Origin of the sequence: Streptomyces sp. NPDC048288 (assembly GCF_043201555.1) — a bacterium.
Classification (GTDB): Bacteria; Actinomycetota; Actinomycetes; order Streptomycetales; family Streptomycetaceae; genus Streptomyces.
The window spans coordinates 163,197-186,702 of the sequence record NZ_JBICZD010000017.1 but is presented as its reverse complement, the minus strand read 5'-3'; the positions used below and the strand labels follow the sequence as shown (position 1 = coordinate 186,702).

Genomic DNA, 23,506 nt, shown 5'->3' with positions numbered 1-23,506 from the left:
TTGTGTTCCGCCACCGGTCCGCCCTGGTACGGCCCTCAGGCCGTCCTTCGTACGGCGGTCCCGGTGTCGGTGTCCACTTCAGGCCCCGGAAGCGAGCGTGAGGTAAACGGCGGCGAAATCGGTGACGGCGATCAGTTCCGCCAGGGTCTCCAGTTCGTCGCCCGCCTCGGGCTCCAGTTCGCTGATCGGGGTGTCGTGGCCGAGGGCGAGGTCGCGGGCGGCGGGCGCGGCGGTGAGTCCGCCGATGGGCCGGTCGCGGAGCAGCACCACGCGCGCGTGCAGCGCGGGCGCCTCCTCCACGCGGTCGCGGAAGAAGTCGTCGGGATCGGCACTGGCGGCGAGCGGACCCGCGAGCACGGCGGTGTGGGCCGCCAGGGCCTCGGGGAGTTCCGCGACCAGGGCGGGGCGGCCGGCCAGTTCGGCGAGGGCCGCGGCGAAACGGCGGCCCGCGGGGCCGGCGGATTCGCCCTCCGTCCAGACCACGGGGAGCGCGTCGGCGAGTTCCGAGGCGAGGGTCTTGGCGGGGTTGCTGTAGGTCACGATGGCCGGGCCGCAGCGCTCGGCGATGTGGTCGAGGCGGTCGGCGACCTTCTCCAGGGCCTCCGGCGGGGCGGTGAGCAGGCCGATGCGGTCGAGGAGCGCGAGCAGCGGGGTGAGCAGCGCCCATAGGACGCCCGGGGAGGAGCCGGCGAGGGGTTCGCCGTGGTCGTACGGTGCTGTCGCCATCGGCATGAACAGGCCGTGGGCGCCGGCCACCGCCTCGGCGAGCGGGGTGCCGGCGGGGGCGACGGCGGCGACCGAGCAGCCGCGCCGGTAGGCCTGGTCGGCGAGGAGGGAGAGGCTGGGTTCGGTGCCGTCCGGGGTGGCGATCAGCAGCAGGTCGACGGAGCCTGCCCAGCCCGGGAGCTCCCAGCGCAGGGCGCCGGCGGCCGGGGCGACGCCGGTGGGGGCCAGGCGGGTGACGGGGCTGCCGGGGCCGGCCAGCGTGCCGAGCAGGTCGGCGGCGTGGGTGGCGGCGACTCCGGGGCCCGCGATCAGGACGGCGCGCGGACGGCCGTCCGGCTTCAGCTCCTGGACACCGGCCTCGGTGGCCTGCCGGGCGGCCGTACGGACGCGGGCGCCGGCCTCGGCAGCACCGCGCAGCAGACCTCGGCGGTCGGCCTCGGCGAGGCCCTCCGGGGCGTCGAGCAGCGATTCGTCGAGCATGGGAGCGGCCTCCGGTTGCCGAGGTCCTTGTCCTGGTGTGGTGCGGTTGTGGGACTTGCTGCTTACGCCGGGCGGCGGGCCTCGTCGACGAGGAGGACGGGGATGCCGTCACGGACGGGGTACGCCAGGCCGCAGTCCTGACCGGTGCAGGTCAGCTCGGCCTCCTGCTCCTTGAGGGGGGCGTGGCAGGCCGGGCAGGCGAGGATCTCCAGGAGGCCGGCTTCGAGCGGCATGGGGTTTCCCTTCGGGGGCGGGATGTTCGCGTGCGGTCAGGTTACCGCCGGTGGGGTGGGTTGGGCTGGCCACGGGTGACGCGCGACCGTCCGCCGGAGCGACCGCTCAGGGGGCTCAGCCCCTGATGATCGCCAGTACCTCGTCCCGCACCTTCGTCATCGTCGCCTCGTCCCGCGCCTCCGCGTTCAGGCGGAGCAGCGGTTCGGTGTTGGAGGGGCGGACGTTGAACCACCAGTCGGCGGCGGTGACGGTGAGGCCGTCGAGGTCGTCCAGGGTGAGGTCGTCGCGGTCTCCGTAGACCGCGCGGATCTCCGCGAGGCTGGCCCGCTGGTCGGCGACCGTGGAGTTGATCTCGCCGGAGCCGGTGTAGCGGTCGTACTGGGCGACGAGCGACGACAGGGGTGCCGTCTGGCCGCCGAGGGCCGCGAGGACGTGCAGGGCGGCCAGCATGCCCGTGTCGGCGTTCCAGAAGTCCTTGAAGTAGTAGTGGGCCGAGTGCTCGCCGCCGAAGATCGCGCCGGACTTCGCCATCTCGGCCTTGATGAAGGAGTGGCCGACCCGGGTGCGGACCGGGGTGCCGCCGTTCTCCCGGACCACCTCGGGGACGGTCCAGGACGTGATCAGGTTGTGGATGACCGTGCCCTTGCCGCCGTTCTTCGCCAGTTCGCGCGTGGCGACGAGAGCGGTGATCGCCGACGGGGAGACCGGCTCGCCGCGCTCGTCCACGACGAAGCAGCGGTCCGCGTCGCCGTCGAAGGCCAGGCCGAGGTCGGCGGACTCCTCGCGGACGCGCCGCTGGAGGTCGACGATGTTGGCGGGGTCGAGCGGGTTGGCCTCGTGGTTCGGGAAGGTGCCGTCCAGCTCGAAGTACATCGGGACCAGGGTCAGGGGCAGGCCCTCGAAGACCGTCGGGACCGTGTGGCCGCCCATGCCGTTGCCCGCGTCGACCACGACCTTCAGGGGGCGGATGGAGGCGAGGTCCACGAGGGAGCGGAGATAGGCCGCGTAGTCCGTCAACGTGTCGCGGGTGGTGATCGTTCCCGGCGTGGCGGCCGGCTCGGGGGCGCCCTCCTGCGACCAGCGCTCCGCCAGCTCCCGGATCTCCGCCAGGCCCGTGTCCTGGCCCACCGGCGCGGCGCTCGCGCGGCACATCTTGATGCCGTTGTACTGCGCCGGGTTGTGCGAGGCCGTGAACATCGCGCCGGGCAGGCCGAGGGCGCCCGAGGCGTAGTACAGCTGGTCGGTCGAGCACAGGCCGATCTCGGTGACGTCGACGCCACGCGCCGCCGCGCCGCGCGCGAAGGCGCGGGTCAGACCGGGCGAGGAGGGCCGCATGTCATGGCCGACGACGATCGCGGCGGCGCCGGTCACCTGGACGAACGCGGCGCCGAACAGTTCGGCGAGCCCCTCGTCCCACTGGTCCGGGACCACCCCGCGCACGTCGTACGCCTTCACGATCTGCGACAGATCAGCAGCCACGGGCCAACCCTCCTGAATTCCCATCGGTCGCCCCAAACTACCTGGCCCGGGTAAGGGCCGGACGCGGATCCCCCGGCGGACCCCGGACCGACTTCCCGAGGACATCCCCCCGTGATCCGCGACGCTCCGACACCGGTCCGACTCGGTCCGAAACCTGCCCTACGCGGTCCTACATCCGCTCCATCCGCTCCATCCGCTCCATTCGGTCCGCCGTCCGCCCGATTCGGTCCAATGCGGTCCGACACGGTCGCTGCGGCCCAATGCGGTTGATGCGGTCCGAGGCAAACCGATGACGCAGCCCGACACACGCCGGCGCTGCCCGACACACGCCGAGCCGCTCGGAGGCGGCCAGGCGCGCGCCGCCGCGATCAGGCGCGATCGCACACGGTCAGTCAGAACCAGCGACGCGGCCCGGCGCGTTCCGGAGCGTTGCCCAGCGTGCTCCGAGCCGCCCCAAGGCATCCCGAAGCGCACCGCTGCGATCAAGCACGCGGTCGGCCAGAAACAGCCACCACTTGCCAAGACCGGCCCACCCGGGGCCCCCGCCCCCACCCTCACCCTCACGGCAACATCCACCCCAGCACCGGTGAGCTCTGTCCCACCACGATCAGGCACATCACCAGGAGCAGGCCGAGGCTCCACGGCAGTACCTTGCGGAGCAGGTCGCCCTCGCGGCCGGCGAGGCCGACGGCGGCGCAGGCGATCGTGAGGTTCTGCGGGGAGATCATCTTGCCGAGGACGCCGCCGGAGCTGTTGGCGGCCGCGAGGAGCTCCGGTGAGAGGCCCGACTCGTGCGCGGCGCTCACCTGGAGTGCTCCGAAGAGGGCGTTGGCCGAGGTGTCGGAGCCGGAGACGGCGACGCCGAACCAGCCGAGGACCGGGGAGAGGAAGGCCAGACCCGCGCCGGCCGCCGCCACGAAGTGGCCGATGGTGGCCGCCTGTCCGGAGAGGTTCATGACGTAGGCGAGCGCGAGGACGGACGTCACGGTGAGGATCGCGAACCTCAACTCCCTTACCGTCGCCGCCCACTCCGCGACCGCCACGCGCGCGTGCACCCGCAGCACGGCCGCCGTGGCCACGCCGGCGAACAGGACCAGCGTGCCGCCCGTGGAGACGACCGGCCAGGTGAAGAGGTTTCCGCCGACCGGTTCGCCCTTCGGGTTGACGACCTCCAGGAAGGGCCAGTCGTAGACCTGGGTGGCCCGCGCCAGCCAGTCCTTGACGGCGGGGATCTGGGCGACGGAGAAGATCACGACGATGAGGGCGTACGGGGCGTAGGCGCGCAGGACTTCGGGGCGCGGGTCGGGTTCGTCGAGGTCCGCGCTGCGGGCGCCGGTGAGCACGGCCGCGCGGACCTCCTCCGTCGCGGGCACACGCGCGTGCGGTACGGCGAGCAGGGCGGCCGTGCCGGCCAGGGCGGCGCAGATGTCGGCGAGTTGGGCGGAGAGGTAGTTGGAGGCGGCGAACTGGGCGGCGGCGAAGGCGATTCCGCACGCCAGGGCGGGGACCCACGTCTCACGCAGCCCGCGCGCGCCGTCGACCAGGCCGACCAGCACCAGCGGCACCACCAGGGCGAGCAGCGGCGTCTGGCGGCCCACCACCGAGGCGACCGAGTCCAGTGGCAGCCCGGTGACCTGAGCGAGTGTCACCACGGGAGTGCCCATCGCGCCGAAGGCGACCGGGGCCGTGTTGGCGACCAGGGAGACCACGGCCGCGCGGACCGGGTCGAAGCCGAGGGCGACGAGCATGACCGAGCAGATCGCGACCGGGGCGCCGAATCCGGCCAGCGCTTCGAGGAGGGCGCCGAAGCAGAAGGCGATCACCAGGGCCTGGACGCGCGGGTCGTCGGAGAGTCGCCCGAACGAGCGACGCAGGACGTCGAAGTGGCGGGTGCGGACCGTCATCCGGTACACCCACAGGGCGTTGACGACGATCCACAGGATCGGGAACAGGCCGAACGCGGCGCCCTGGGCGGCGCTGGAGAGCGTCTGGCCCAGGGGCATGCGGTAGGCGAGCGTCGCGACGAGTACGGCCGCGAGAAGGCCGCACAGGCCCGCCAGGTGGGCTTTCGTACGGACACCGCCGAGCAGGACCAGGACGATCAGCAGCGGCAGGGCGGCGACGAGGGCGGACAGACCGAGCGAGCCGGCGACGGGTTCCAGTTCCTGGACGTACACGGGCGCCTCCCCGGATTCCGGCATGCGGAAAGCGATTTCCCGCCGACGGTTACCCGGAATGGTCCTGTCCGTGACAAGCACACGTCAATGGGCGTGCGTCACTCAACGGAACGCGACCGGAAGGGGATCACGAGAGAAGGAACGATTCACCACCCGTAGGGGCGCCGGCTGTTCCGAGGGGACGTCAGTTGTCCGGCGACCGCAGCACCCGCAGATGGCCGCGCCGCGCGACCTCCATCGGGTCCGCGCCGCGTCCGCCGCCGCCCGCCTGGGCCGCGCGCTCCTGCGGGCGGGCCGCCTCGCGCACCGCGTTCGCGAGCGCCTCCAGGTCGTCCCCGCTCGGCCGCGCGGGCGCGGAGCCGTCGAGGAGCCGGACGACCTCCCAGCCGCGCGGGGCGGTGAGGCGCTCGGAGTGCTCGGCGCACAGGTCGTAGCAGTGGGGTTCGGCGTAGGTGGCGAGCGGGCCGAGGACCGCGGTCGAGTCGGCGTAGACGTACGTCAGCGTCGCGACGGCGGGTCGGCCGCAGGCGGTTCGCGAACAGCGACGTACAGGGCTCACGACGTTGGACGGTACCGCACTCTTGAGCGGGCCGCGACGACTCTCCCCCAGGTCACTCCACCGTGTCGTGTTGTGAGACGCCCCACACGCCCCTCCGGACACGCCTCGCTGACCTGGATGGACGGCGCCGTTCGGGATCTCGGGCGGCACCGCATCCGGTCATGACTCGGTACAAACACCGTCAATTGCCTTGAGCTCGCCGGTCTCGTAGGGATACGGAAACGAGCCCAACCTTGGCTGGAATGGTCATCCTCCGACATGTCGCCCCCGGTGGTGTTGGCGCCCGGAGCCGCACGGCGGGAGCCCGCGAGGACTACGCTTCACCAGTGATGGAGAACCGTGTACCGCCCCGTGCCGCCGGCCCCGGGCCTCGTCGACGCGATCGCCACGGTCGGGGGATGCGCGGGCCGATCGCGCCTCCTCAGGTGCCGCTGGCCGCGAGCCGCGCCGACGTGTTCGCGGACCTGGTGCAGGACTCCGTGGAACGGCTGGAGCGGCGCTGGCCGCAGCTGGCCGACATCGATTTCCTGGTCCTCGAAGTGCCCCGGCTCCAGGACCGGCATGGGGAGAGCTGGAGCGACGACGCGGTGCCGCTGGGCGGCGTCATTCCCGCGCGCGAGGGACGCCGGGCGCGGGTGGTCGTCTACCGGCGGCCGGTCGAGATCCGCACCAAGGGACGCGACGAGCGGGCCGCGCTGGTGCACGAGGTCGTGGTGGAGCAGGTCGCCGAGCTGCTCGGCCTCACCCCGGAGACGGTGGATCCCCGGTACGGCGAGGACTGAGCCCCCGGCGCCCCCGCCCGGCATCACTTCTGCAGCACCGACACGTCCTGGTCCGCCTCCGGTACGGCCACCGTGCCCCGGTCGTCCGGGAGAGTCTGGATCGTGAAGCCCGGGACGCCTTCCTCGGTGGCCGCCAGGGTGCGGGCGCCGTAGACCGGGGCACCGGAGAGCGGTTCCACGGTCAGGGCGTAGGTGCCCTTGAGGCCGGACGGGACCGGGGCGTCGATGTCCTGGGTGGTGCCGGACTTGATCGTGAACGTCTTGGACACCGCCGTACCGCCCTCGCTGCCCGCCGACGCCGTCACCTTGACCTGCGCGGTGCCGGTGGGGGCGGTCAGGGAGAGGGTGGTGCCCTTGCCGCTGTTGTCGGCGGACGTCGCGCGCGTGCCGATCGGCGCGGTCGCCGGGATGTACGCGGTCTCCTGCTTGCCGGGCTTGCCGCGGGTGACGCGCAGGGCGGCCACCACCGGCACGGACTGGTCGGTGGGCGTGAGGATCAGCGAGCCCGCCTCGCCGCGCGTGACGTCACCGAGGTCGGTCGCGGTGGTCATGCCCGACTTCACGTGCAGCGTCTCGTTGCCGGCCGGGGTGATGGTGCCGTCCGGGGAGGCGAGGCGCACCTTCAGGTCCGCGTCGTTGTCGCCGGGGGTGAAGGCGATCAGCCGGACGTCCGTGGCGTCCTTGGGGATGCCGGGCAGCACCAGGCTGCCCGCCGGGTCGGCGGAGGCGGCCAGCCAGTCGCCGCCGGTCTTGTCGTCCAGGGCCTGCACGCTCGCCCCGACCCGGCCGCTGCGCACGTTCACGTGCACGGTCAGGTCGGTCTGCCGCTCGTCGGAGAGCGTGGACAGCAGGACCGGCTCGCTGGCGTTCGGCGGGACCGTGATGCCCTCCCCCACCGTGGACTTGAGCTGGCCGTCCTTGCCGTACAGCTCGATGTCGACGACGGCGGCGCTGTCGTCAGGGTTGGTGAGGTGCACGTAGTCGGTGCGGCTCACGGCGGTGCTGGCGCCGGGGAACCAGAAGTCGGTGTCGGCCGGCGTGCAGTTGACCCCCTGGAGGCCGCGTCCGGTGCCCGCGGCGACCTCGGTGGTCTCCTGGACGGTCCAGCCGGACGCGTACTTGCCCTCGGCGGTGCCGACGTAGGCGGGCCCGTCGGCGCCGGAGGTGTCGCCGGTGACCGGGGTGCCGGGCGCCTTCGGGGTGAGGACCGGCTTGGCGGCCTTCTTCTTGCCGCCGCCCGTCCCGTCCGCGGACTGCTCGGTGGCCGCCTGCAGCGCGGCCTTGCCGTCGCTCGCGGCGCCCTTGGTGACGGGCGTGAACGACGTGTACGAGGTGTCGGCGATGTCGGACAGGCTGGGCGCCGGGCACAGCAGCGTGGTGCGCTCCACGGGCAGCTGGGCGGCCGCCTCGGCAGTGTGCGCGGGGGTCGCGGCCGGCTGGTCGAGCGCGGCGAACCCGGTGACCGCCGCGAGGGCGGCCGTACCGGCGAACAGGGACAGGGTGGTGCGGTTCACTGCTGCTGGCTCCCGTCGTGGTGCTCGCCGCCGGTGCCGTGGTGCTGCTGGGCGGCCGGGTCATAGGCGGGGTCGTAGCCCTGCTGGTACGTCGGGTCGTACTGCGGCTGCCCCTGCTGCCCCTGCTGCCCCTGCTGCCCCTGCTGCCCGCCGTAGGCGTACGGGTCGTACTGGCCGGTCTGGTAGGGGTCGTACGTCTGCTGGTCGTAGCCGCCGGTCTGGTACTGGCCGGTGCCCGGGTCCTGGTACTCGGCCGCGTAGGCGGCGTTGTATCCGTCGGCCGCCGGGTACGACGCCGGGTCCCACTCGTCGTACGACTGCTGGTGCGGGACCGCGACCGGGGGCTGCTCCCCCTCGGCATCCGGAACGGGCACCGGGAAGTCGGTGCCGTCGTCCGCGGCCGTCTCCTCCTCGGCCTCCGCCTGGGCGCGCAGGCGGCGGGCGCGGCGGCCCTCGCCCTCGACGGCCTGGGCGGGGATCGGCTGCTCCTCGGGGAGGTCGTCGTCGACGTCGCGGCGGCGGCCCGGCAGGGCGAGGACGACCAGGACGACGGCGAGCGCGCCCTGCGCCCACAGCCAGGCGGTGTGGGCGACCGGGGTGTCGTAGGTGACGTCGAGCTTCCCGCCGGAGGAGGGGAGTGCGAAGCCCTGGGCCCAGCCGTCCACGGTGGTGCGGGTGAGCGGCTTGCCGTCCAGGGTGGCGGTCCAGCCGGCCGCGGCCGAGTCGGCCAGGCGCAGGATCCGGCCGTCGGCGCCGGACGGGACGGTGGTGTGGATGTCGACGGGTCCGGCGGCGACCGGGACCGGCGTGCCGGAGCCGTTCGCGGAGACGATGGTCGCGCGGGAGACCTGCTGGTCGACGCGCCACAGGGCGCCGCCGTCCTGCTGGCTGAGCCGGCTCAGGCCGGGCGTGGCGTCCAGCACGCGCGTGACGTCACGGGGTGCGCCCTTGTGGACGAGCACGTAGCGCACCGCGAACCCGCCGAGCTGGTCGGCCTGGTCGGCGCCGGAGCCGGCGACCAGGTTGGCGACGACCTTGTCGAGCTGGGCGTTCTCGCCGTCGGCCGCGGCGGCCTCGGCGTCTCCCATCCGGGCGCCGGAGCCGCGCACCAGCATGTAGTCCACGTGGGCGGTGCTGTCGCTGTCGAGGACGAGGGTGCGGACCTGGTCGGTGGTGCCGCTGTCCTCGGCGACGAACGCGGGCACCTGGGTGGGGTCCCGGCGCTCGACCGGGCCGTCGGCGCCCGCGATCATCCAGCCTGCGGCGAGCAGCAGCGGGCCCGCGGCGGAGGCGAAGGCGATCAGGGCGGCGACCGGCTGGCGCCAGCCGAAGCTCTGCTCGGCGACCCGCGCGCGTGCCCCGTCGGCGCCGAGCGCGGCGGCGGACAGGATCGCGATGCCGTAGACGAGGGTCGCGGGGCCCGCCCAGGTGGAGCTGTTGGACAGCACCGCGAAGACCAGGCCGATCAGGGCGACCACCCAGGCGGTGCGGACCGCCGACTGGCGCTCGGAGCGCAGCAGGGCGGCCAGCGCGGCCAGGACGACGCCGATCAGCATCAGCCCGTCCACCGTGCCGGGGCCGCCCGGGCTGGCGCCGAGCAGGTCCAGGGCGGAGGCGGCCGAGGCGCCGTAGTCCAGCCCGGCCTCCTTGAAGAAGCCGGACGGCAGCAGGGTCAGCGACCAGGGCGCGAGGACCAGCAGCGGGGTGCCGAGCTGGACCAGCAGCCGCAGGCCGGAGGCGGCCAGGTCGGTGCGGCGGACGGCCAGCACGGCGACGCCGAGGACCAGGGCGATCGGCCAGACGATCGGCGTGAACGCGGTGGTGATGGTCAGCAGCAGCGCGTACGCCCAGGTGGCGCGCCAACTGCCGCGTGCTCCGGAGGAGTTCGCGAGGCCGCCGGCCGCGACGCCCGCGCGGGCGATCAGCGGCAGCAGGATGGCCAGGACGGCGGTGCCGATGCGGCCGCCGGCGAGGGCGCCGGTGGCGGCGGGCAGGAAGGCGTAGGCGATGGCCGCCCAGGCGCGCAGCAGGCGCGAGGTGACCAGCGGCCGGGACGCGAAGTAGGCGGTGAACCCGGCGAGCGGCACCGAGCAGACCAGCAGCACGGTGACCGCGAGCCCGGTCGAGCCGAACAGCAGGGAGGCGAACGAGGCGACGATCGCGAGATACGGCGGGGCGGACGGGGTGCCGCCGGCGCCGACCGCGTGCCAGGCGTCCAGGTAGCGCGACCACAGCTCGCCGGAGGTGCCCGGGGCGGGCAGCAGGGCGCCGCCCGCGAGCGCTCCGGTGCCGAGCAGGGCGCGGCAGGCGACCAGCGAGAACAGCAGCAGCACCAGGAAGAGCACCGGGCCCGGCTTGCGGGCGATGCGCTTGAGGCGGGCGAACTGCTCGATCTCCAGGAAGTCGGCGTCGTCGCCGCCGGGGCCGGACTCGACCGCGCCGCCGTGCCGGCCGGCCGCGGAGATCTCGTCGTCGCCGCCGAAGAAGTTGCCGGCGACCTGTTCGACGGTGGCCCGTACGGTGGCGCCGGGCGGTGGGAACAGCGGGCGCAGCTCGCCCTTGTCGAGCTGGGAGGGGCCGCGCCTGCGCCGTCCGGCGATGATCCGCTCGGGCCTCAGCAGGGTGCCGAGCAGGCCGCGGATCTCGTCGAGGGCCTGTCCGGGGACCTTGCCGACGAGGTAGGCGACCGTGCGCAGCAGGGTGCCGAGGACCAGGCGGAACAGGATCCAGGGCAGCACGGCCGTGCGGGCGTTGACCAGCAGGGTGTAGATCGCGCCGGCCTTGTCGACCTTGTGCGGGGAGGTGGCGGTGCGGCCGGCGCAGTCGACGGCGCGGCGCTCGCGGGAGGCGGCCTCGGCGTGCCGTACGAGCGCCTCGGGGGCGACCAGGACGCGGTGGCCGGCGTTGTGCGCGCGCCAGCACAGGTCGACGTCGTCGCGCATCAGGGGCAGCCTGCGGTCGAAGCCGCCGAGCTCCTCGAAGACGTCGCGGCGGACCAGCATGCCGGCGGTGGAGACGGAGAGCACGGGGCGCACGTGGTCGTGCTGGCCCTGGTCCTGCTCGCGGCGGTCCAGGCCGGTCCAGCGGCGGCCGGAGTTGGCGATGGTGACGCCGACCTCGAGGAGCTGCCTGCGGTCGTACCAGCCGCGCAGCTTGGGGCCGACGACCGCCACGTCGTCGCGGCCCAGCTCCATCTCGTTGTCCACGACCCGCAGCAGCTGGGCCAGGGCGTCGGGTTCCGGGGCACAGTCGTCGTGCAGCAGCCAGAGCCACTGGACGGGCTCGCCGTACGGCAGTTCCGGCATGTCGTACGCCTCGTCGCGCCACTGGCGCGTCACGGGGTCCCAGCCGCTGGGCCGCTTCAGGTACGGCAGCTCGTCCGGGGTGAGGACGGGCGCGGTGCGGCTGACCTCCTCGACGGCCTGGCCGAAGCCGGTGCGGCGGGCGAGGTGCAGCACGTTGCCGTCGCCGAGGGACTCGGTGAGCAGCCGCGCGGAGTCGTCGGCGCTGCCGGTGTCGGCCGCCACCGCGTACTGCACGGGGCGCTCCTGGCCGAGCAGCCCGGCGAGCGCGTCGGGCAGCCAGCGGGCGCCGTCGTGGGAGACGAGGACCGCGGTCACCACATGACGCGGAAACTCTGGTGTGGCAGCGGTGTCTTGGGCTGCCGTGTGGCTGTGCACGGACATCGAGGTACGGGCCCCGGTTCGATGGACTGCGGTGGACTCCTGCGCCCGCTGGTGGCGGCGAGGCGTCTCGGACGAGCGACCACACTATCGGCTGGGCATGTCGACGGCCCGCCGCCTGTGGATAACCCACCGGCGACGGGCCGTTAGCGCAGATCAGATGTGTGTGTTGTGTGGATGCCCGCTTCAGGCGCCCGCTTCAGACGGCGGCCTTCTTGAGTCGGCGGCGCTCCCGCTCGGAGAGTCCGCCCCAGATGCCGAACCGTTCGTCGTTGGCGAGGGCGTACTCGAGGCACTCGGAGCGCACCTCGCAGGCGAGGCAGACCTTCTTGGCCTCTCTGGTGGAGCCGCCCTTCTCGGGGAAGAAGGACTCGGGGTCGGTCTGGGCGCACAGCGCGCGCTCCTGCCAGCCGAGTTCCTCGTCCGCGTCGTCGACCAGCAGTTGCTGCACCAGCTCGGTCATGTGCGCCCCTCGTCTGTCTTTCGCGTCCCCGTGCCTGGCCGTTACCGATTTCGGCTGAACGACACGAGTGAAATTACAAGTGTGCTGCTCCGGGCGAGTCAAGCCGAGATCTGCTATTGGGCCCGTTATTCACTCTGCGGAACCAAGGCCGAGCGGAAAGTGTTCAAATCGCCATAAACCTTGACATGCAGACGAGACCCATGAGGGCCCCCGACCCCATACAGAGGCTGTACGAAGAAGGACGCCCAGATGTTCGATCGCGTTCCGAAGTGGCTCGCGCGCCCGGTTGTGCGCCATGTGTCCCGGGTGGTTGATGAACAAACCTTTCGGCAGCCAGATGAACCGGATGAGGTGAAACATGTCCCACATACCGGGCGTCGAGTTGACACGCGAGGTGTGAACCGATGTGCTTGTGGGCATGCTCGCGAACTTGGCGCCCACCTCGACCCGCACCGCCGGGTCCCACGGTGCTGCCCGCGCTCGCTGTAGCTGTTGCTGTTCCAGCTGTTGAGCCGTAGCCACACCCCGGCCGCTCCAGCTGCAGACCGAGTCCCCCGGACTCGGTTTTCGCATTTCGTTCCCCTCTGACCTTCTTCACTGAGGAACCACGCACCCCCATGAACAGCGACAACGACCTCCAGATCGCCGGCGACATCCTCGAAGTCCCGCACCTGCTGCAGCCCCCGCGCGAGCACCCGGTGACCGTCGCCGAATTCGTCGGCCTCGCCCGGGCGATCGCCGCGGACCGCGCGCAGTGGGAGCACCTCGTCGAGTACGACGCGACCAGCCGCTGGTACCACCGGCTGCGCACCGGCCCCGGCTACGAGGTCTGGCTGCTGTCCTGGGTGCCCGGACAGGGCAGCGGACTCCACGACCACGGCCGCTCCTCCGGCGTGCTGACCGTCCTGGAGGGCACCCTGACCGAGCGCACCGAGCGGGGCACGCGCGCGTTGGGCGCCGGCGCGCAGAGGGTGTTCGCGCCGGGGTACGCGCACGAGGTCGTGAACGCCACGCTGGAGCCCGCGGTCAGCCTGCACGTCTACTACCCGGGCCTGACCGAGATGCCCATGCGCACGGCGGCCGCCGCGGCTTGCGAGGCGCGTCCCGTGACTGCGTGACGCGTTGTCGGACCCGCCTGCAAGACTTGGCGCATGCGCATTGTGGTTCTGGCAGGCGGTATCGGCGGTGCCCGGTTCCTGCGCGGTCTGAAGCAGGCCGTGCCGGACGCCGACGTGACCGTCATCGGCAACACCGGGGACGACATCCACCTCTTCGGGCTGAAGGTCTGCCCGGACCTCGACACGGTGATGTACACGCTCGGTGGCGGCATCAACGAGGAGCAGGGCTGGGGGCGGGCCGAGGAGACCTTCCACCTCAAGGAGGAGCTCGCCGCCTACGGGGTGGGCCCGGACTGGTTCGGGCTCGGCGACCGGGACTTCGCGACGCACATCGTGCGCACCCAGATGCTGGGCGCCGGATACCCGCTCAGCGCGGTGACCGAGGCGCTGTGCGACCGCTGGAAGCCGGGCGTCAGGCTGATCCCGATGACCGACGACCGGGTCGAGACCCATGTGGCCGTCGAGGTCGACGGCGAGCGCAAGGCCGTGCACTTCCAGGAGTACTGGGTACGGCTGCGGGCGTCCGTGCCCGCCCACGCGGTCGTGCCGGTCGGCGCCGAGCAGTCCAGGCCGGCGCCCGGCGTCCTGGAGGCCGTCGCCGAGGCGGACGTGATCCTCTTCCCGCCGTCCAACCCGGTGGTCTCCGTCGGCACGATCCTCGCGGTGCCCGGCATCCGGGAGGCGATCGCGGGCGCCGGGGTGCCGGTGGTGGGCCTCTCCCCCATCGTCGGGGACGCTCCGGTGCGCGGGATGGCCGACAAGGTGCTCGCGGCGGTCGGCGTGGAGTCGACGGCCGCGGCGGTCGCCGAGCACTACGGCTCCGGGCTGCTGGACGGCTGGCTCGTCGACACCGTGGACGCGGACAGCGTGGCGCGGATCGAGACGGCCGGCATCCGCTGCCGGGCCGTACCGCTGATGATGACCGACCTGGACGCGGCCGCGCAGATGGCGCGGGAGGCGCTGGCGCTGGCCGAGGAGGTGCGCGGGGTATGACCGACGCGACGACCGGGGGCACCGACGCGGTGCCCGGGTACCGGGTGTGGGCGCTGCCCGGGATCCCCGAGGTCCAGCAGGGCGACGACCTGGCGAAGCTGATCGCCGCGGCCGAGCCGGGCCTGGCCGACGGGGACGTGGTGATCGTCACCTCCAAGATCGTGTCCAAGGCGGAGGGGCGGATCGTCGAGGCGACCGACCGGGAGGCCGCCATCGACGCGGAGACCGTGCGGGTGGTGGCCCGGCGCGGGACGCTGCGGATCGTGGAGAACCGGCAGGGTCTGGTCATGGCGGCGGCCGGGGTGGACGCCTCCAACACCCCCTCCGGGACCGTGCTGTTGCTGCCGGAGGATCCCGACGCGTCCGCGCGCGCGATCCGCGCGGGGCTGCGGGACGCCCTCGGCGTCAACGTCGGGGTCGTCGTCACCGACACCTTCGGGCGACCCTGGCGCTCGGGGCTCACGGACGTCACCATCGGCGCCGCCGGGGTGCAGGTGCTGGACGATCTGCGCGGGGGCGTGGACGCGTACGGCAATCCGCTGGTCGCGACGGTCGTCGCCACGGCCGACGAACTGGCCGCCGCCGGTGACCTGGTGAAGGGCAAGGCCACGGGGATGCCGGTGGCCGTGGTGCGCGGGCTCGGGCACGTCGTCGCCGAGGACGGGGACCCGGGCGGGAGCGCACGCGCGCTGGTCCGGGACGCGGGCAGCGACATGTTCCGGCTCGGCACGTCCGAGGCGGTCCGGGAAGCGGTGACGCTACGGCGCACGGTGCGGGCGTTCACCGACGATCCCGTCGACCCCGGGGCGGTACGGCGGGCGGTCGCCGCGGCCGTGACGGCGCCGGCGCCGCATCACACGACGCCGTGGCGGTTCGTGCTGCTGGAGTCGGAGGAGGCACGCGTCCGGTTGCTGGACGCGATGCGGGACGCGTGGATCGCCGACCTGAGGAAGGACGGCAAGTCGGAGGAGTCCATCGCGAAGCGGGTACGGCGGGGGGACGTGCTGCGCAACGCGCCGTATCTGGTCGTGCCCTGCCTGGTGATGGACGGGTCCCACACGTACGGGGATCCGCGGCGGGATGCCGCCGAGCGGGAGATGTTCGTGGTCGCGGCGGGGGCCGGGGTGCAGAACCTGCTGGTGGCGCTGGCCGGGGAGCAGTTGGGGTCGGCGTGGGTGTCGTCGACGATGTTCTGCCGGGATGTGGTGCGGGGTGCGCTCGCGCTTCCGGCCGAGTGGGAGCCGATGGGGGCGGTCGCGGTGGGCAAGGCCGCGGGGGCTCCGCGGGAGAGGCCGGTGCGGGAGGTCGGGGACTTCATCGAGGTGCGGTGAGTTTTGCTTGCGCCTATGGGGGTGGGGGTGTTGTGAGTGGGCGAGTGCGGGTTGTTAGTGGCTTGTCGCGCAGTTCCCCGCGCCCCTGAAGGGGCGCTTGAGGCCTAGGATTCTTTGAGTGGCTGGTCGGTTTGCTCCTGAGCCCACGCGTGCGACGGTGCGGGGTGGGCAGGTTGTGGTGCCCGCTGGGGTGCCTCGGCAGGCGGTCGCGCCGGGGCGGGTACGGGTGTGGAAGCCGGGCGGGGCTCTTGATCTGGGGCTGGTGCTGGGGCCGCTGCGGCGTGGGCCCGGGGATCCGACGTTCCGGGCCACCCGGGACGGGTCGGTGTGGCGGGCCAGTCTGACGCCGGCCGGGCCGGGGACGCTGCGGGTCGCCGGGTACGGCGGTGAGGTGCGCGGGGAGGCCTGGGGGCCGGGGGCCGAGTGGCTGCTGGAACGGCTGCCGGAACTGCTCGGCTCGGCCGACGATCCCTCGCTCTTCGTGCCCCGGCACCGGGTCGTGGCGGCCGCCCGGCATCGGCGGCCGGGGTTGCGGCTGACGCGGACCGGGCTGGTGCTGGAGTCGCTGATCCCGTCGGTCCTGGAGCAGAAGGTCACCACCGACGAGGCGTACCGGGCCTGGCGGTCGCTGGTGCGGAAGTTCGGGGAGCGGGCGCCCGGGCCCGCGGGGGTGGGCGAGCGGCCGATGTGGGTGATGCCGGCGCCGCGGACCTGGTCCTTGATTCCCTCCTGGGAGTGGCACAAGGCCGGCGTCGACGACAAGCGGGCCTCCACGATCCTGCGGGCGGTGCGGGTCGCCGCGCGGCTGGAGCAGGCGGTGGGGATGACGGCGGAGGCCGCCCAGGCTCGGCTGGAGGTGGTGCCGGGGGTGGGGCCGTGGACGTCCGCGGAGACCGTGCAGCGCAGTCATGGGGCGGCGGACGCGGTGACGGTCGGGGACCTGCACCTGCCGGGGATCGTGGGATGGGCGCTGGCCGGGGACCGGTACGCCGACGACGAGGCGATGCTGCGGTTGCTGGAGCCGTACGCGGGGCAGCGGCACCGGGCGGCCCGCCTGATCCTGCTGAGCGGGCAGACCCCGGCGCGGCGGGCACCGCGGATGCCGCGGGGGGACATCGGCCGGTTGTGAGGTGCGGGTGGGTGGGCGCAGCTATGTAGCTGACGCGAGTACAGCGCCCCTTCAGGGGCGCGGGGAACTGCGCGGCCAGCCCCCACGCACCCGCAGACGTACGGCTACCGGTCCGAGGAGAACCGCACCGCCCCCGCCGGGATCCGGGCGTCGCACCACACCCGCGCGCCCTCCTTGAGTTCGTTGTCGGCGCCGATGACCGCGCCGTCGCCGATGACCGTGCCCGTGAGGACCGCGCGTTCGCCGACGCGGGCGCGGTTGCCGATGAGGGAGTCGGTGATGACCGCGCCGGTCTCGATGACGGCGCCCGGCAGGATCGTCGAGCCGAAGACCCGCGCGCCCTGCGCCACGAACGCGCCCTCGCCCACCACCGTGCCGCCGGTCAGCTTGGCGTCCGCCGCCACCCGTGCCGTGGGCAGGATCAGGCGGTCGCCGCAGCGGCCGGGGACGGCGGGGGACGGGGCACGGCCCAGCACGAGGTCGGCGGAGCCGCGGACGAAGGCCGCGGGCGTGCCGAGGTCCAGCCAGTAGGTCGAGTCGACCATGCCCTGGAGATGGGCGCCGGCCGACAGCAGCTGCGGGAAGGTCTCCCGTTCCACCGACACCGGACGGCCCTGCGGGATCGTGTCGATGACCGAGCGGCGGAAGACGTACGCCCCCGCGTTGATCTGGTCGGTGACGATCTCCTCCGGCGTCTGCGGCTTCTCCAGGAACGCCAGGACGCGGCCGGTTTCGTCGGTGGGGACCAGCCCGTACGCGCGCGGGTCCGTCACCTTCGTGAGGTGGAGGGAGACATCGGCGGCCGTCGACTCGTGCGTGGCCACGAGGGCGCGGATGTCGAGCCCGGTCAGGATGTCGCCGTTGAAGATCAGCACCGGGTCGTCGGGGCCCGAGTGCAGCCGGGACGCCACGTTGCGGATCGCGCCGCCGGTGCCGAGCGGTTCCTCCTCGGTGACGTACTCGATGTGCAGGCCGAGTGCCGCGCCGTCGCCGAAGTACGGTTCGAAGATCTCCGCCAGGTAGCTCGTCGCGAGGACGATGTGGTCCACGCCCGCCGCTCTGGCTCTGGCCAGCTGGTGCGTCAGGAACGGCACGCCCGCCGCCGGGACCATCGGCTTGGGTGTGTGGACCGTGAGCGGGCGCAGCCGGGTGCCTTTGCCGCCGACCAGGAGGATCGCTTCTGTCACCTGTCGTCTCTGCTTCCTGCCGGGACCGGCCGAAACTCTGTGTCGGCCGGCCAGTGTATGCAGACCGTGCGACGGCGCCCTCGACGGCCGCGCGGAGGCGCGCGGTATCGGCATGCGGTTTTCCCCCGACTGTCCCCGACGGCGTTGAACGCGGCCCCCGTGCTCAGCGTCCCTGGAGGTGCGCGGAGCTGGTCCGGGCCGAGCCGAGCTTGGCGTAGAGCTTGGCGCCAGGACACTCGGTGGCGTACCCGTCCCTATGGCCGGAGATCACGTTCAGTCGTACGTTCTTCCCCTTTGGGTAGAGATTGCCACCTCCGGACTTCAGATATGTCTTTCCCTTGGGATTGGCCCCGAAGAGCCCGAGCTTCCACGCGGTGAGCTTGGCGACGGCGGTCACGGCGGCGGCGGACGGCTTGTGCGAGCCGTAGGTGCCGATCACCGCGATACCCATGCTGTTGTTGTTGAAGCCCAGGGTGTGGGCGCCCCTGACGGCCTTCGCCACTCCCCCGGCGCGGCCCTCGTAGATGGTTCCGCACTTGTCGACGAGGAAGTTGTAGCCGATGTCCCGCCAGCCCATGCTCACCACGTGGTAGCGGTAGATACTGCGGATGACCGACGGGGCCTGGGAGCACGTGTAGCCGTTCCCGGAGGCGGTGTGGTGGACGAAGGCCGCCTTGATCTTGCCGGTGTAGACGAACCCCCTCTCGCGCAGCGACTCGTCGGCTCCCCAGCCTCGGCGGGTGACGATCTTCGGGCGCGGTCCGATGTACGGCCTGGCGAGCAGGGCGTCGGTGTCGTTCAGTTCGGACAGTTCGCGTTCGGTGTCCTCGCGGCTCAGCGCGGGGATCTCGGTGGTGTCGACGTCCGTGAGGTCGGAGTTGACGGCGGCCGACGCGTCGTCCTCGGTGTTGGTGCGGGGGCCGTCGGCGGGCTCGTCGTAGGGCGGGGTGTCGTCGCCGGGGTCGACGAGTTCCAGGCGCAGCCCCGCGGGCAGCAGGTCGCGCCCGCCGACGGGCGGTCCGCCGGCCGGGCCCGAGGCGTCGTCGTCGGCGTCGGCATCGACTCCGTCTCCGTCCCGCTCTCCGGCGCGTACGCGTACGTCCACTCCGTTCGAGTCGCCGACCCACAGGGGTGCGGTGGCGCCGTGGACCCGGCCCGAGGCGGCTTCCGCGGTGCCCGGGTCGGCGCCGTGGTCGGCGTTGTGGGTCTCGACGTCCTGCCAGCCGGACCACCGGCCGGTGGCGGTGGACCGGGTGCGGACCTGGACCCGGCCGTCGAGTGCGGTCCCCGGGTGGTCCCAGACGACGCCGACGAGCGAGAAGGGCCGTACGTCGGCGCTGTACGCGCCCTGCTCGGGGGCCTGGCCGAGGACGCGTTCGCGGGTGCGGGGGGTGAGGGGCAGCGACTGGGTGCTGCCGCGGAGGGTGGTCGTGGTGGTCCGCTCTGCCGGTGCGGCGACGGCGGACGGCACGTTCAGCACGGCCGGCGGGAGGGTGAGGGCCGCCGCGCAGGTGACGCCGATCGAGGAAGTCAGGAGTCCACGCATGCCCCTGATATTGAACATAGTCATACATATCTGTCCATACGGGATCTGACGGCCCGTCGGGAACGGTTGCGCCGAACCGGTGGCCCCGCCGGTCGGTGCGGGCAGCGGGCGCGGCGTACGCTTGCGCGGGTGAACGCCACCGATCGCACCCCTGCCGACCTGCTGCGTTCCGCGCTCGCCGCGGATCCGGGACGCCCCCTGGTGACCTTCTACGACGACGCCACGGGCGAACGTGTCGAATTGTCCGTGGCCACCTTCGCCAATTGGGTGGCCAAGACCGCGAACCTGCTCCAGGGCGACCTGGCGGCTTCGCCGGGCGACCGGGTGGCCCTGCTGCTGCCGGCGCACTGGCAGACGGCGGTGTGGTTGCTGGCGTGCTCGTCGGTGGGTGCGGTGGCGGACGTCGCCGGCGATCCGGCCGCGGCCGACGTGGTGGTGAGCGGGCCGGACTCGCTGGAGGCGGCCCGGGCGTGCCGGGGCGAGCGGGTCGCGCTCGCGCTACGGCCGCTGGGCGGACGCTTCCCGACGGTCCCGGACGGGTTCGTGGACTACGCGGTGGAGGTGCCGAGCCAGGGGGACCGGTTCGCGCCGTTCTCGCCCGTGGATCCGGAGGAGCCCGCACTGATCGTGGCGGGCGCGGAGATGAGCGGCGCCGAGGTGGTGGAGCGGGCGCTCGGGGACGCGCCGGGGCTGGATCTGACCGGGCCGGGCTCGCGGCTGCTGTCGGGGCTCGGTTTCGACACGTGGGAAGGGCTGAGCGCGGGGTTGTACGCACCGCTCGCGGTCGGGGGGTCCGTGGTGCTGTGCCGGCGTCTGGACGAGCTGGGCGAGGAAGGGATCGCGAAGCGGATCGAGAGCGAGCGGGTCACCGCTTCGGCGCGGTGAGGTCCTCGTTCATCTGCGGGCCCAGGTAGGACCACTCACCCGGGTGGAGCAGTTGCCGCCGCCTCCGGCGCCCGCCCCGGGGCACTGTTGAGTAGTGACCGACGTCGTAGGGACATCCGCCACCGGGGACGGGCTTGCCCGGCGGCGGCGGAGGCGTTGGATACGGGGGACGGCTCTCGGTGCCGGTGTCGTGGTGGTCGCCGCGCTCGGGGGCGGCTGGGCGCTGTACGCGAAGCTGAGCCACAACATCACCGCCGACGACGCGGCCGCCGCGGAGCTGGCCCGGTACGAGCGGGAGCGGCCCACCGCGCTGGTGCGGGGCGCGCAGAACATCCTGGTGATCGGGTCGGACTCACGGGCCGGTGAGGGCAACCGGCGCTACGGCAAGGACTCGGGCACCGAGCGGTCCGACACCGCGATCCTGCTGCATCTGGCCGCCGACCGGCGCAGTGCCACGGCGGTGTCGCTGCCCCGGGACCTGATGGTGCACGTGCCCGGCTGCCTGCGCGGCGACGGGCGCCGCAGCGAGCCCTCCTTCACCCTGTTCAACTCGGCCTTCGAGGTGGGGGGTTCGGCCTGCACGGTCCGTACCGTGGAGAAGCTGACCGACATCCGCGTCGATCACTACGTGGTCGTCGACTTCAGCGGGTTCAAGAACATGGTCGACGCGATCGACGGGGTGCAGGTGTGCCTGAAGGAGCCGATCGACGACAAGGCGGCCAAGCTGCGGCTGCCCGCCGGGCGGGTCACGCTCGACGGGGAGCAGGCGCTGGGGTACGTACGGGCGCGCAAGTCGCTCGGGGACGGCAGTGACACCGAGCGGATGGACCGGCAGCAGCAGTTCCTGGGGGCGCTCGTCAACAAGGTGCAGAGCGGTGACGTACTGCTGAACCCGGCGAAGCTCTATCCGCTGCTGAACGCGGCGACCTCCGCCCTCACCACCGATCCGGAACTGGCCAGTCTGCGGGGTTTGTACCAGCTTGTTCGCGGGCTGCGGAACACCCCCACCGAACAGGTGCAGTTCCTCACCGTCCCGAGGGAGCCGTATGTGTACGACTCCAATCGTGACCAGCTCGTGGAGGGCCGGGCGGACGCGCTGTTCGCGCTGCTGCGGGCCGACCGGCCGGTGCCGGTGACCAAGAAGAACGCTTCCTCCGCCGACAACTCCCGGTCGCCCGAGTTTCGCGGGAACACCGCCGCCGAGGACAGGTGCGAGTGAGCCACCCGCCAAGGCGGCGAACTTCCGCGCCGTTCATTGTCAGTTAAATGAGACGGATTGCCCGCTTGTAGGGAGGATGAATTTGTCACTGGCGTCACTCGACGCTGAACTGGGCGGATAGTGTGAGCGCTCCGGTGCACCCAACCGCGAGGTCCGTCCTGGGGTCGTGCACTGCGAAACGTGACCGAGCGCCTTGATGGGGGGAAGGCGCCGCGTGGCCCCGACGGAGGATTCTGACAACCGTGGACGCGCAAGGCCGTGGGCGGGCGGACAACATCGATCCCGCAGACCAGTGGGTGCTCAATCCGAACACCGGTGAATACGAACTGCGACTGACTCCTTCCGCACCGCAGTCGTCACCGCAGTCGTCGGTGCCCGGACCGCGCAGACCGGCGCCGTCGCGCCCGGCTGCGGGCGGGACGCGGGAGGCGGCGGGCCAGGAGACGGCGAACCGGGAGGTGCCCGGGCAGCGCCGGCGGCGCGCCGAGCCCGAGCCGCCGGCCGGGCGGCGTTCGCGGCGGCCGGTGAAGAAGAAGTCGAAGGCCAAGAAGGCCCTGCTGTGGACCGGCGGCTCGATGGCCTTCGTGCTGGTCGCCGTCTCGGCCGCCGGCTACCTCTACATCAAGCACCTCAACGACAACATCACGTCCGTCTCCGACGACGGCGCGAGCACCGGTGGCTTCAGCAAGGACAAGGCGATCAACCTGCTGATCATCGGCACCGACAAGCGCACCGGCGCGGGCAACGAGGGCTACGGCGACACCGGCAGCGTCGGGCACGCCGACACCAACATCCTGCTGCACATCTCCAAGGACCGCTCCAACGCGACCGCGTTGAGCATCCCGCGCGACCTGATCGTGGACGTCCCGGACTGTCCGACCGAGCAGTCCGACGGCAGCCAGAAGGTCATCGCGGGCACGACCGACGTCCGCTTCAACACCAGCCTCGGCCAGGACGGCCGTACGGCCAGCTGCACCGTGCGCACGGTGACCGAGCTGACCGGGATCCAGCCGGACAACTTCATGGTCGCCGACTTCAACGCGGTCAAGACGCTGACCGACGCGGTCGGCGGGGTCGAGGTGTGTCTCGCCAAGGACATCGACGACAAGCAGTCGCATCTGAAGCTGTCCAAGGGCACCCACAACATCTCCGGCGAGACCGCGCTGGCCTTCGTGCGCACCCGGCACTCGGTCGGCTTCGGCGGTGACCTGAGCCGGATCCAGCTCCAGCAGCAGTTCCTGAGCGCGCTGATGCGCAAGCTCAGCTCCAACTCGACGCTCAGCAGCCCGAGCAAGCTGCTGAAGCTGGCCGAGGTCGGCACCAAGGCGCTCACCGTCGACTCCAAGCTGGACAGCATCGGCAAGCTGAAGGACCTGGGGCTGGAGCTCGGCAAGCTCAACCCGAAGAACCTGACCTTCACCACCATCCCGGTGCTGGACAACCCGGCCGAGACGGTGAAGGCGACCGTCGTGCTCAACGAGTCGAAGGCGCCCGCGGTCTTCCAGGCGATCAAGGAAGACGTGTCCTTCACCGCGGTCAAGAAGAAGCAGGCGAAGGCCAGCAAGGACGCGGCGGCCGCCCGGCTGAAGGGCACCAAGTCGGCCGCCTCCGAGGTGCGGGTACGGATCCTCAACGGCGGGGCCCCGGCCGGCAGCGCCCAGGAGACGCTCAGCTGGCTGCAGAACGACAAGGGCGTCACCAAGTCGGAGAACGCCGGCAACGCGCCCGCCGAACTCAGCAAGACCACGCTGGAGTACGCCCCCGACCAGGCCGACCAGGCACGTGAACTGGCCAGCCTCATGGGGCTGTCCGGCTCGGCGATGAAGCCGGGCAAGAGCGTGACCAACTCCCAGGGCCTGCCCGCGATCACGCTGACCCTGGGCAAGGACTTCCAGGGGGCGGGAGTGTCCCTCACCACACCGACAAAGGCGCCGGACGTGGACAGCAAGACGACGGCCGACAAGGTGACCTGCGCCAAGTAGTGACCAGCGGGCGCCCGGT

The 23,506-nt window shown here is 72.5% G+C and carries 18 protein-coding genes; 8 read left to right on the top strand and 10 right to left on the bottom strand.

Going from position 1 to position 23,506, the window contains the following annotated elements:
- Positions 1–78: 78 nt before the first annotated feature.
- The 5 genes from ACGFZS_RS43850 to ACGFZS_RS43830 all read right to left on the bottom strand — a co-directional run bounded on the left by ACGFZS_RS43850 (position 79) and on the right by ACGFZS_RS43830 (position 5,655).
- A complete protein-coding gene (locus ACGFZS_RS43850; RefSeq protein ID WP_393667898.1) occupies positions 79–1,206 on the bottom strand; it encodes an SIS domain-containing protein in 1,128 nt (375 codons plus the stop codon).
- A 62-nt stretch (positions 1,207–1,268) separates the two neighbouring features.
- Entirely contained in the window at positions 1,269–1,439 is a 171-nt protein-coding gene (locus ACGFZS_RS43845; protein ID WP_393799824.1) for a Trm112 family protein, read from the bottom strand.
- A 115-nt stretch (positions 1,440–1,554) separates the two neighbouring features.
- Entirely contained in the window at positions 1,555–2,919 is a 1,365-nt protein-coding gene (locus ACGFZS_RS43840; RefSeq protein ID WP_393799823.1) for a phosphomannomutase/phosphoglucomutase, read from the bottom strand.
- Positions 2,920–3,479: 560 nt separating this feature from the next.
- Positions 3,480–5,096 (bottom strand): L-lactate permease, encoded by a 1,617-nt coding sequence (locus tag ACGFZS_RS43835; protein WP_393799838.1) that lies wholly within the window; start codon positions 5,094–5,096, stop codon positions 3,480–3,482.
- Positions 5,097–5,280: 184 nt separating this feature from the next.
- Entirely contained in the window at positions 5,281–5,655 is a 375-nt protein-coding gene (locus ACGFZS_RS43830) for a DUF3499 domain-containing protein (protein ID WP_359213081.1), read from the bottom strand.
- Positions 5,656–5,984: 329 nt separating this feature from the next.
- On the opposite strand from ACGFZS_RS43830, the gene ACGFZS_RS43825 reads away from it, so the two are divergent.
- Positions 5,985–6,437, top strand: a complete 453-nt coding sequence (locus tag ACGFZS_RS43825; protein ID WP_393799837.1) for a metallopeptidase family protein — start codon at positions 5,985–5,987, stop codon at positions 6,435–6,437.
- A 23-nt stretch (positions 6,438–6,460) separates the two neighbouring features.
- On the opposite strand, the gene ACGFZS_RS43820 is transcribed toward ACGFZS_RS43825, so the two are convergent.
- The 3 genes from ACGFZS_RS43820 to ACGFZS_RS43810 form a co-directional block, all read right to left on the bottom strand.
- Positions 6,461–7,951: a DUF5719 family protein gene (locus ACGFZS_RS43820; RefSeq protein ID WP_393799822.1), complete on the bottom strand. Its 1,491-nt coding sequence runs from the start codon at positions 7,949–7,951 to the stop codon at positions 6,461–6,463.
- Positions 7,948–11,637, bottom strand: a complete 3,690-nt coding sequence (locus ACGFZS_RS43815) for a glycosyltransferase (protein ID WP_393799821.1) — start codon at positions 11,635–11,637, stop codon at positions 7,948–7,950. Before ACGFZS_RS43815 ends, ACGFZS_RS43820 begins: the two co-directional genes overlap by 4 nt.
- Before the next feature lie 196 nt (positions 11,638–11,833).
- Positions 11,834–12,097, bottom strand: coding sequence for a WhiB family transcriptional regulator (locus ACGFZS_RS43810; RefSeq protein ID WP_003975777.1), 264 nt, complete (start codon positions 12,095–12,097; stop codon positions 11,834–11,836).
- Between the two features lie 617 nt (positions 12,098–12,714).
- Here ACGFZS_RS43810 and ACGFZS_RS43805 point away from each other — a divergent pair.
- The 4 genes from ACGFZS_RS43805 to ACGFZS_RS43790 all read left to right on the top strand — a co-directional run bounded on the left by ACGFZS_RS43805 (position 12,715) and on the right by ACGFZS_RS43790 (position 16,668).
- A complete protein-coding gene (locus tag ACGFZS_RS43805) occupies positions 12,715–13,215 on the top strand; it encodes a cysteine dioxygenase (protein ID WP_393799820.1) in 501 nt (166 codons plus the stop codon).
- Between the two features lie 33 nt (positions 13,216–13,248).
- Positions 13,249–14,208, top strand: a complete 960-nt coding sequence (cofD, locus tag ACGFZS_RS43800; protein WP_393799819.1) for a 2-phospho-L-lactate transferase — start codon at positions 13,249–13,251, stop codon at positions 14,206–14,208.
- Positions 14,205–15,539, top strand: a complete 1,335-nt coding sequence (locus ACGFZS_RS43795) for a coenzyme F420-0:L-glutamate ligase (protein ID WP_393799818.1) — start codon at positions 14,205–14,207, stop codon at positions 15,537–15,539. Before cofD ends, ACGFZS_RS43795 begins: the two co-directional genes overlap by 4 nt.
- A 118-nt stretch (positions 15,540–15,657) precedes the next feature.
- The gene (locus ACGFZS_RS43790; protein WP_393799817.1) at positions 15,658–16,668 is read left to right on the top strand and encodes a DNA-3-methyladenine glycosylase family protein; all 1,011 of its coding nucleotides are present in this window, start codon (positions 15,658–15,660) and stop codon (positions 16,666–16,668) included.
- Positions 16,669–16,772: 104 nt separating this feature from the next.
- On the opposite strand, the gene ACGFZS_RS43785 is transcribed toward ACGFZS_RS43790, so the two are convergent.
- Complete coding sequence (locus tag ACGFZS_RS43785) at positions 16,773–17,855, bottom strand: sugar phosphate nucleotidyltransferase (RefSeq protein ID WP_393799816.1); 1,083 nt, start codon at positions 17,853–17,855, stop codon at positions 16,773–16,775.
- Positions 17,856–18,018: 163 nt separating this feature from the next.
- Entirely contained in the window at positions 18,019–19,419 is a 1,401-nt protein-coding gene (locus tag ACGFZS_RS43780; RefSeq protein ID WP_393799836.1) for a peptidoglycan recognition protein, read from the bottom strand.
- A gap of 111 nt (positions 19,420–19,530) precedes the next feature.
- Here ACGFZS_RS43780 and ACGFZS_RS43775 point away from each other — a divergent pair, with 111 nt between their 5' ends.
- The 3 genes from ACGFZS_RS43775 to ACGFZS_RS43765 all read left to right on the top strand — a co-directional run bounded on the left by ACGFZS_RS43775 (position 19,531) and on the right by ACGFZS_RS43765 (position 23,487).
- Positions 19,531–20,286 (top strand): TIGR03089 family protein, encoded by a 756-nt coding sequence (locus tag ACGFZS_RS43775; RefSeq protein ID WP_393799815.1) that lies wholly within the window; start codon positions 19,531–19,533, stop codon positions 20,284–20,286.
- 94 nt (positions 20,287–20,380) lie between these two features.
- Complete coding sequence (locus ACGFZS_RS43770) at positions 20,381–21,505, top strand: LCP family protein (RefSeq protein WP_393799814.1); 1,125 nt, start codon at positions 20,381–20,383, stop codon at positions 21,503–21,505.
- A gap of 242 nt (positions 21,506–21,747) precedes the next feature.
- Complete coding sequence (locus tag ACGFZS_RS43765; protein WP_393799813.1) at positions 21,748–23,487, top strand: LCP family protein; 1,740 nt, start codon at positions 21,748–21,750, stop codon at positions 23,485–23,487.
- Positions 23,488–23,506: the final 19 nt, after the last annotated feature.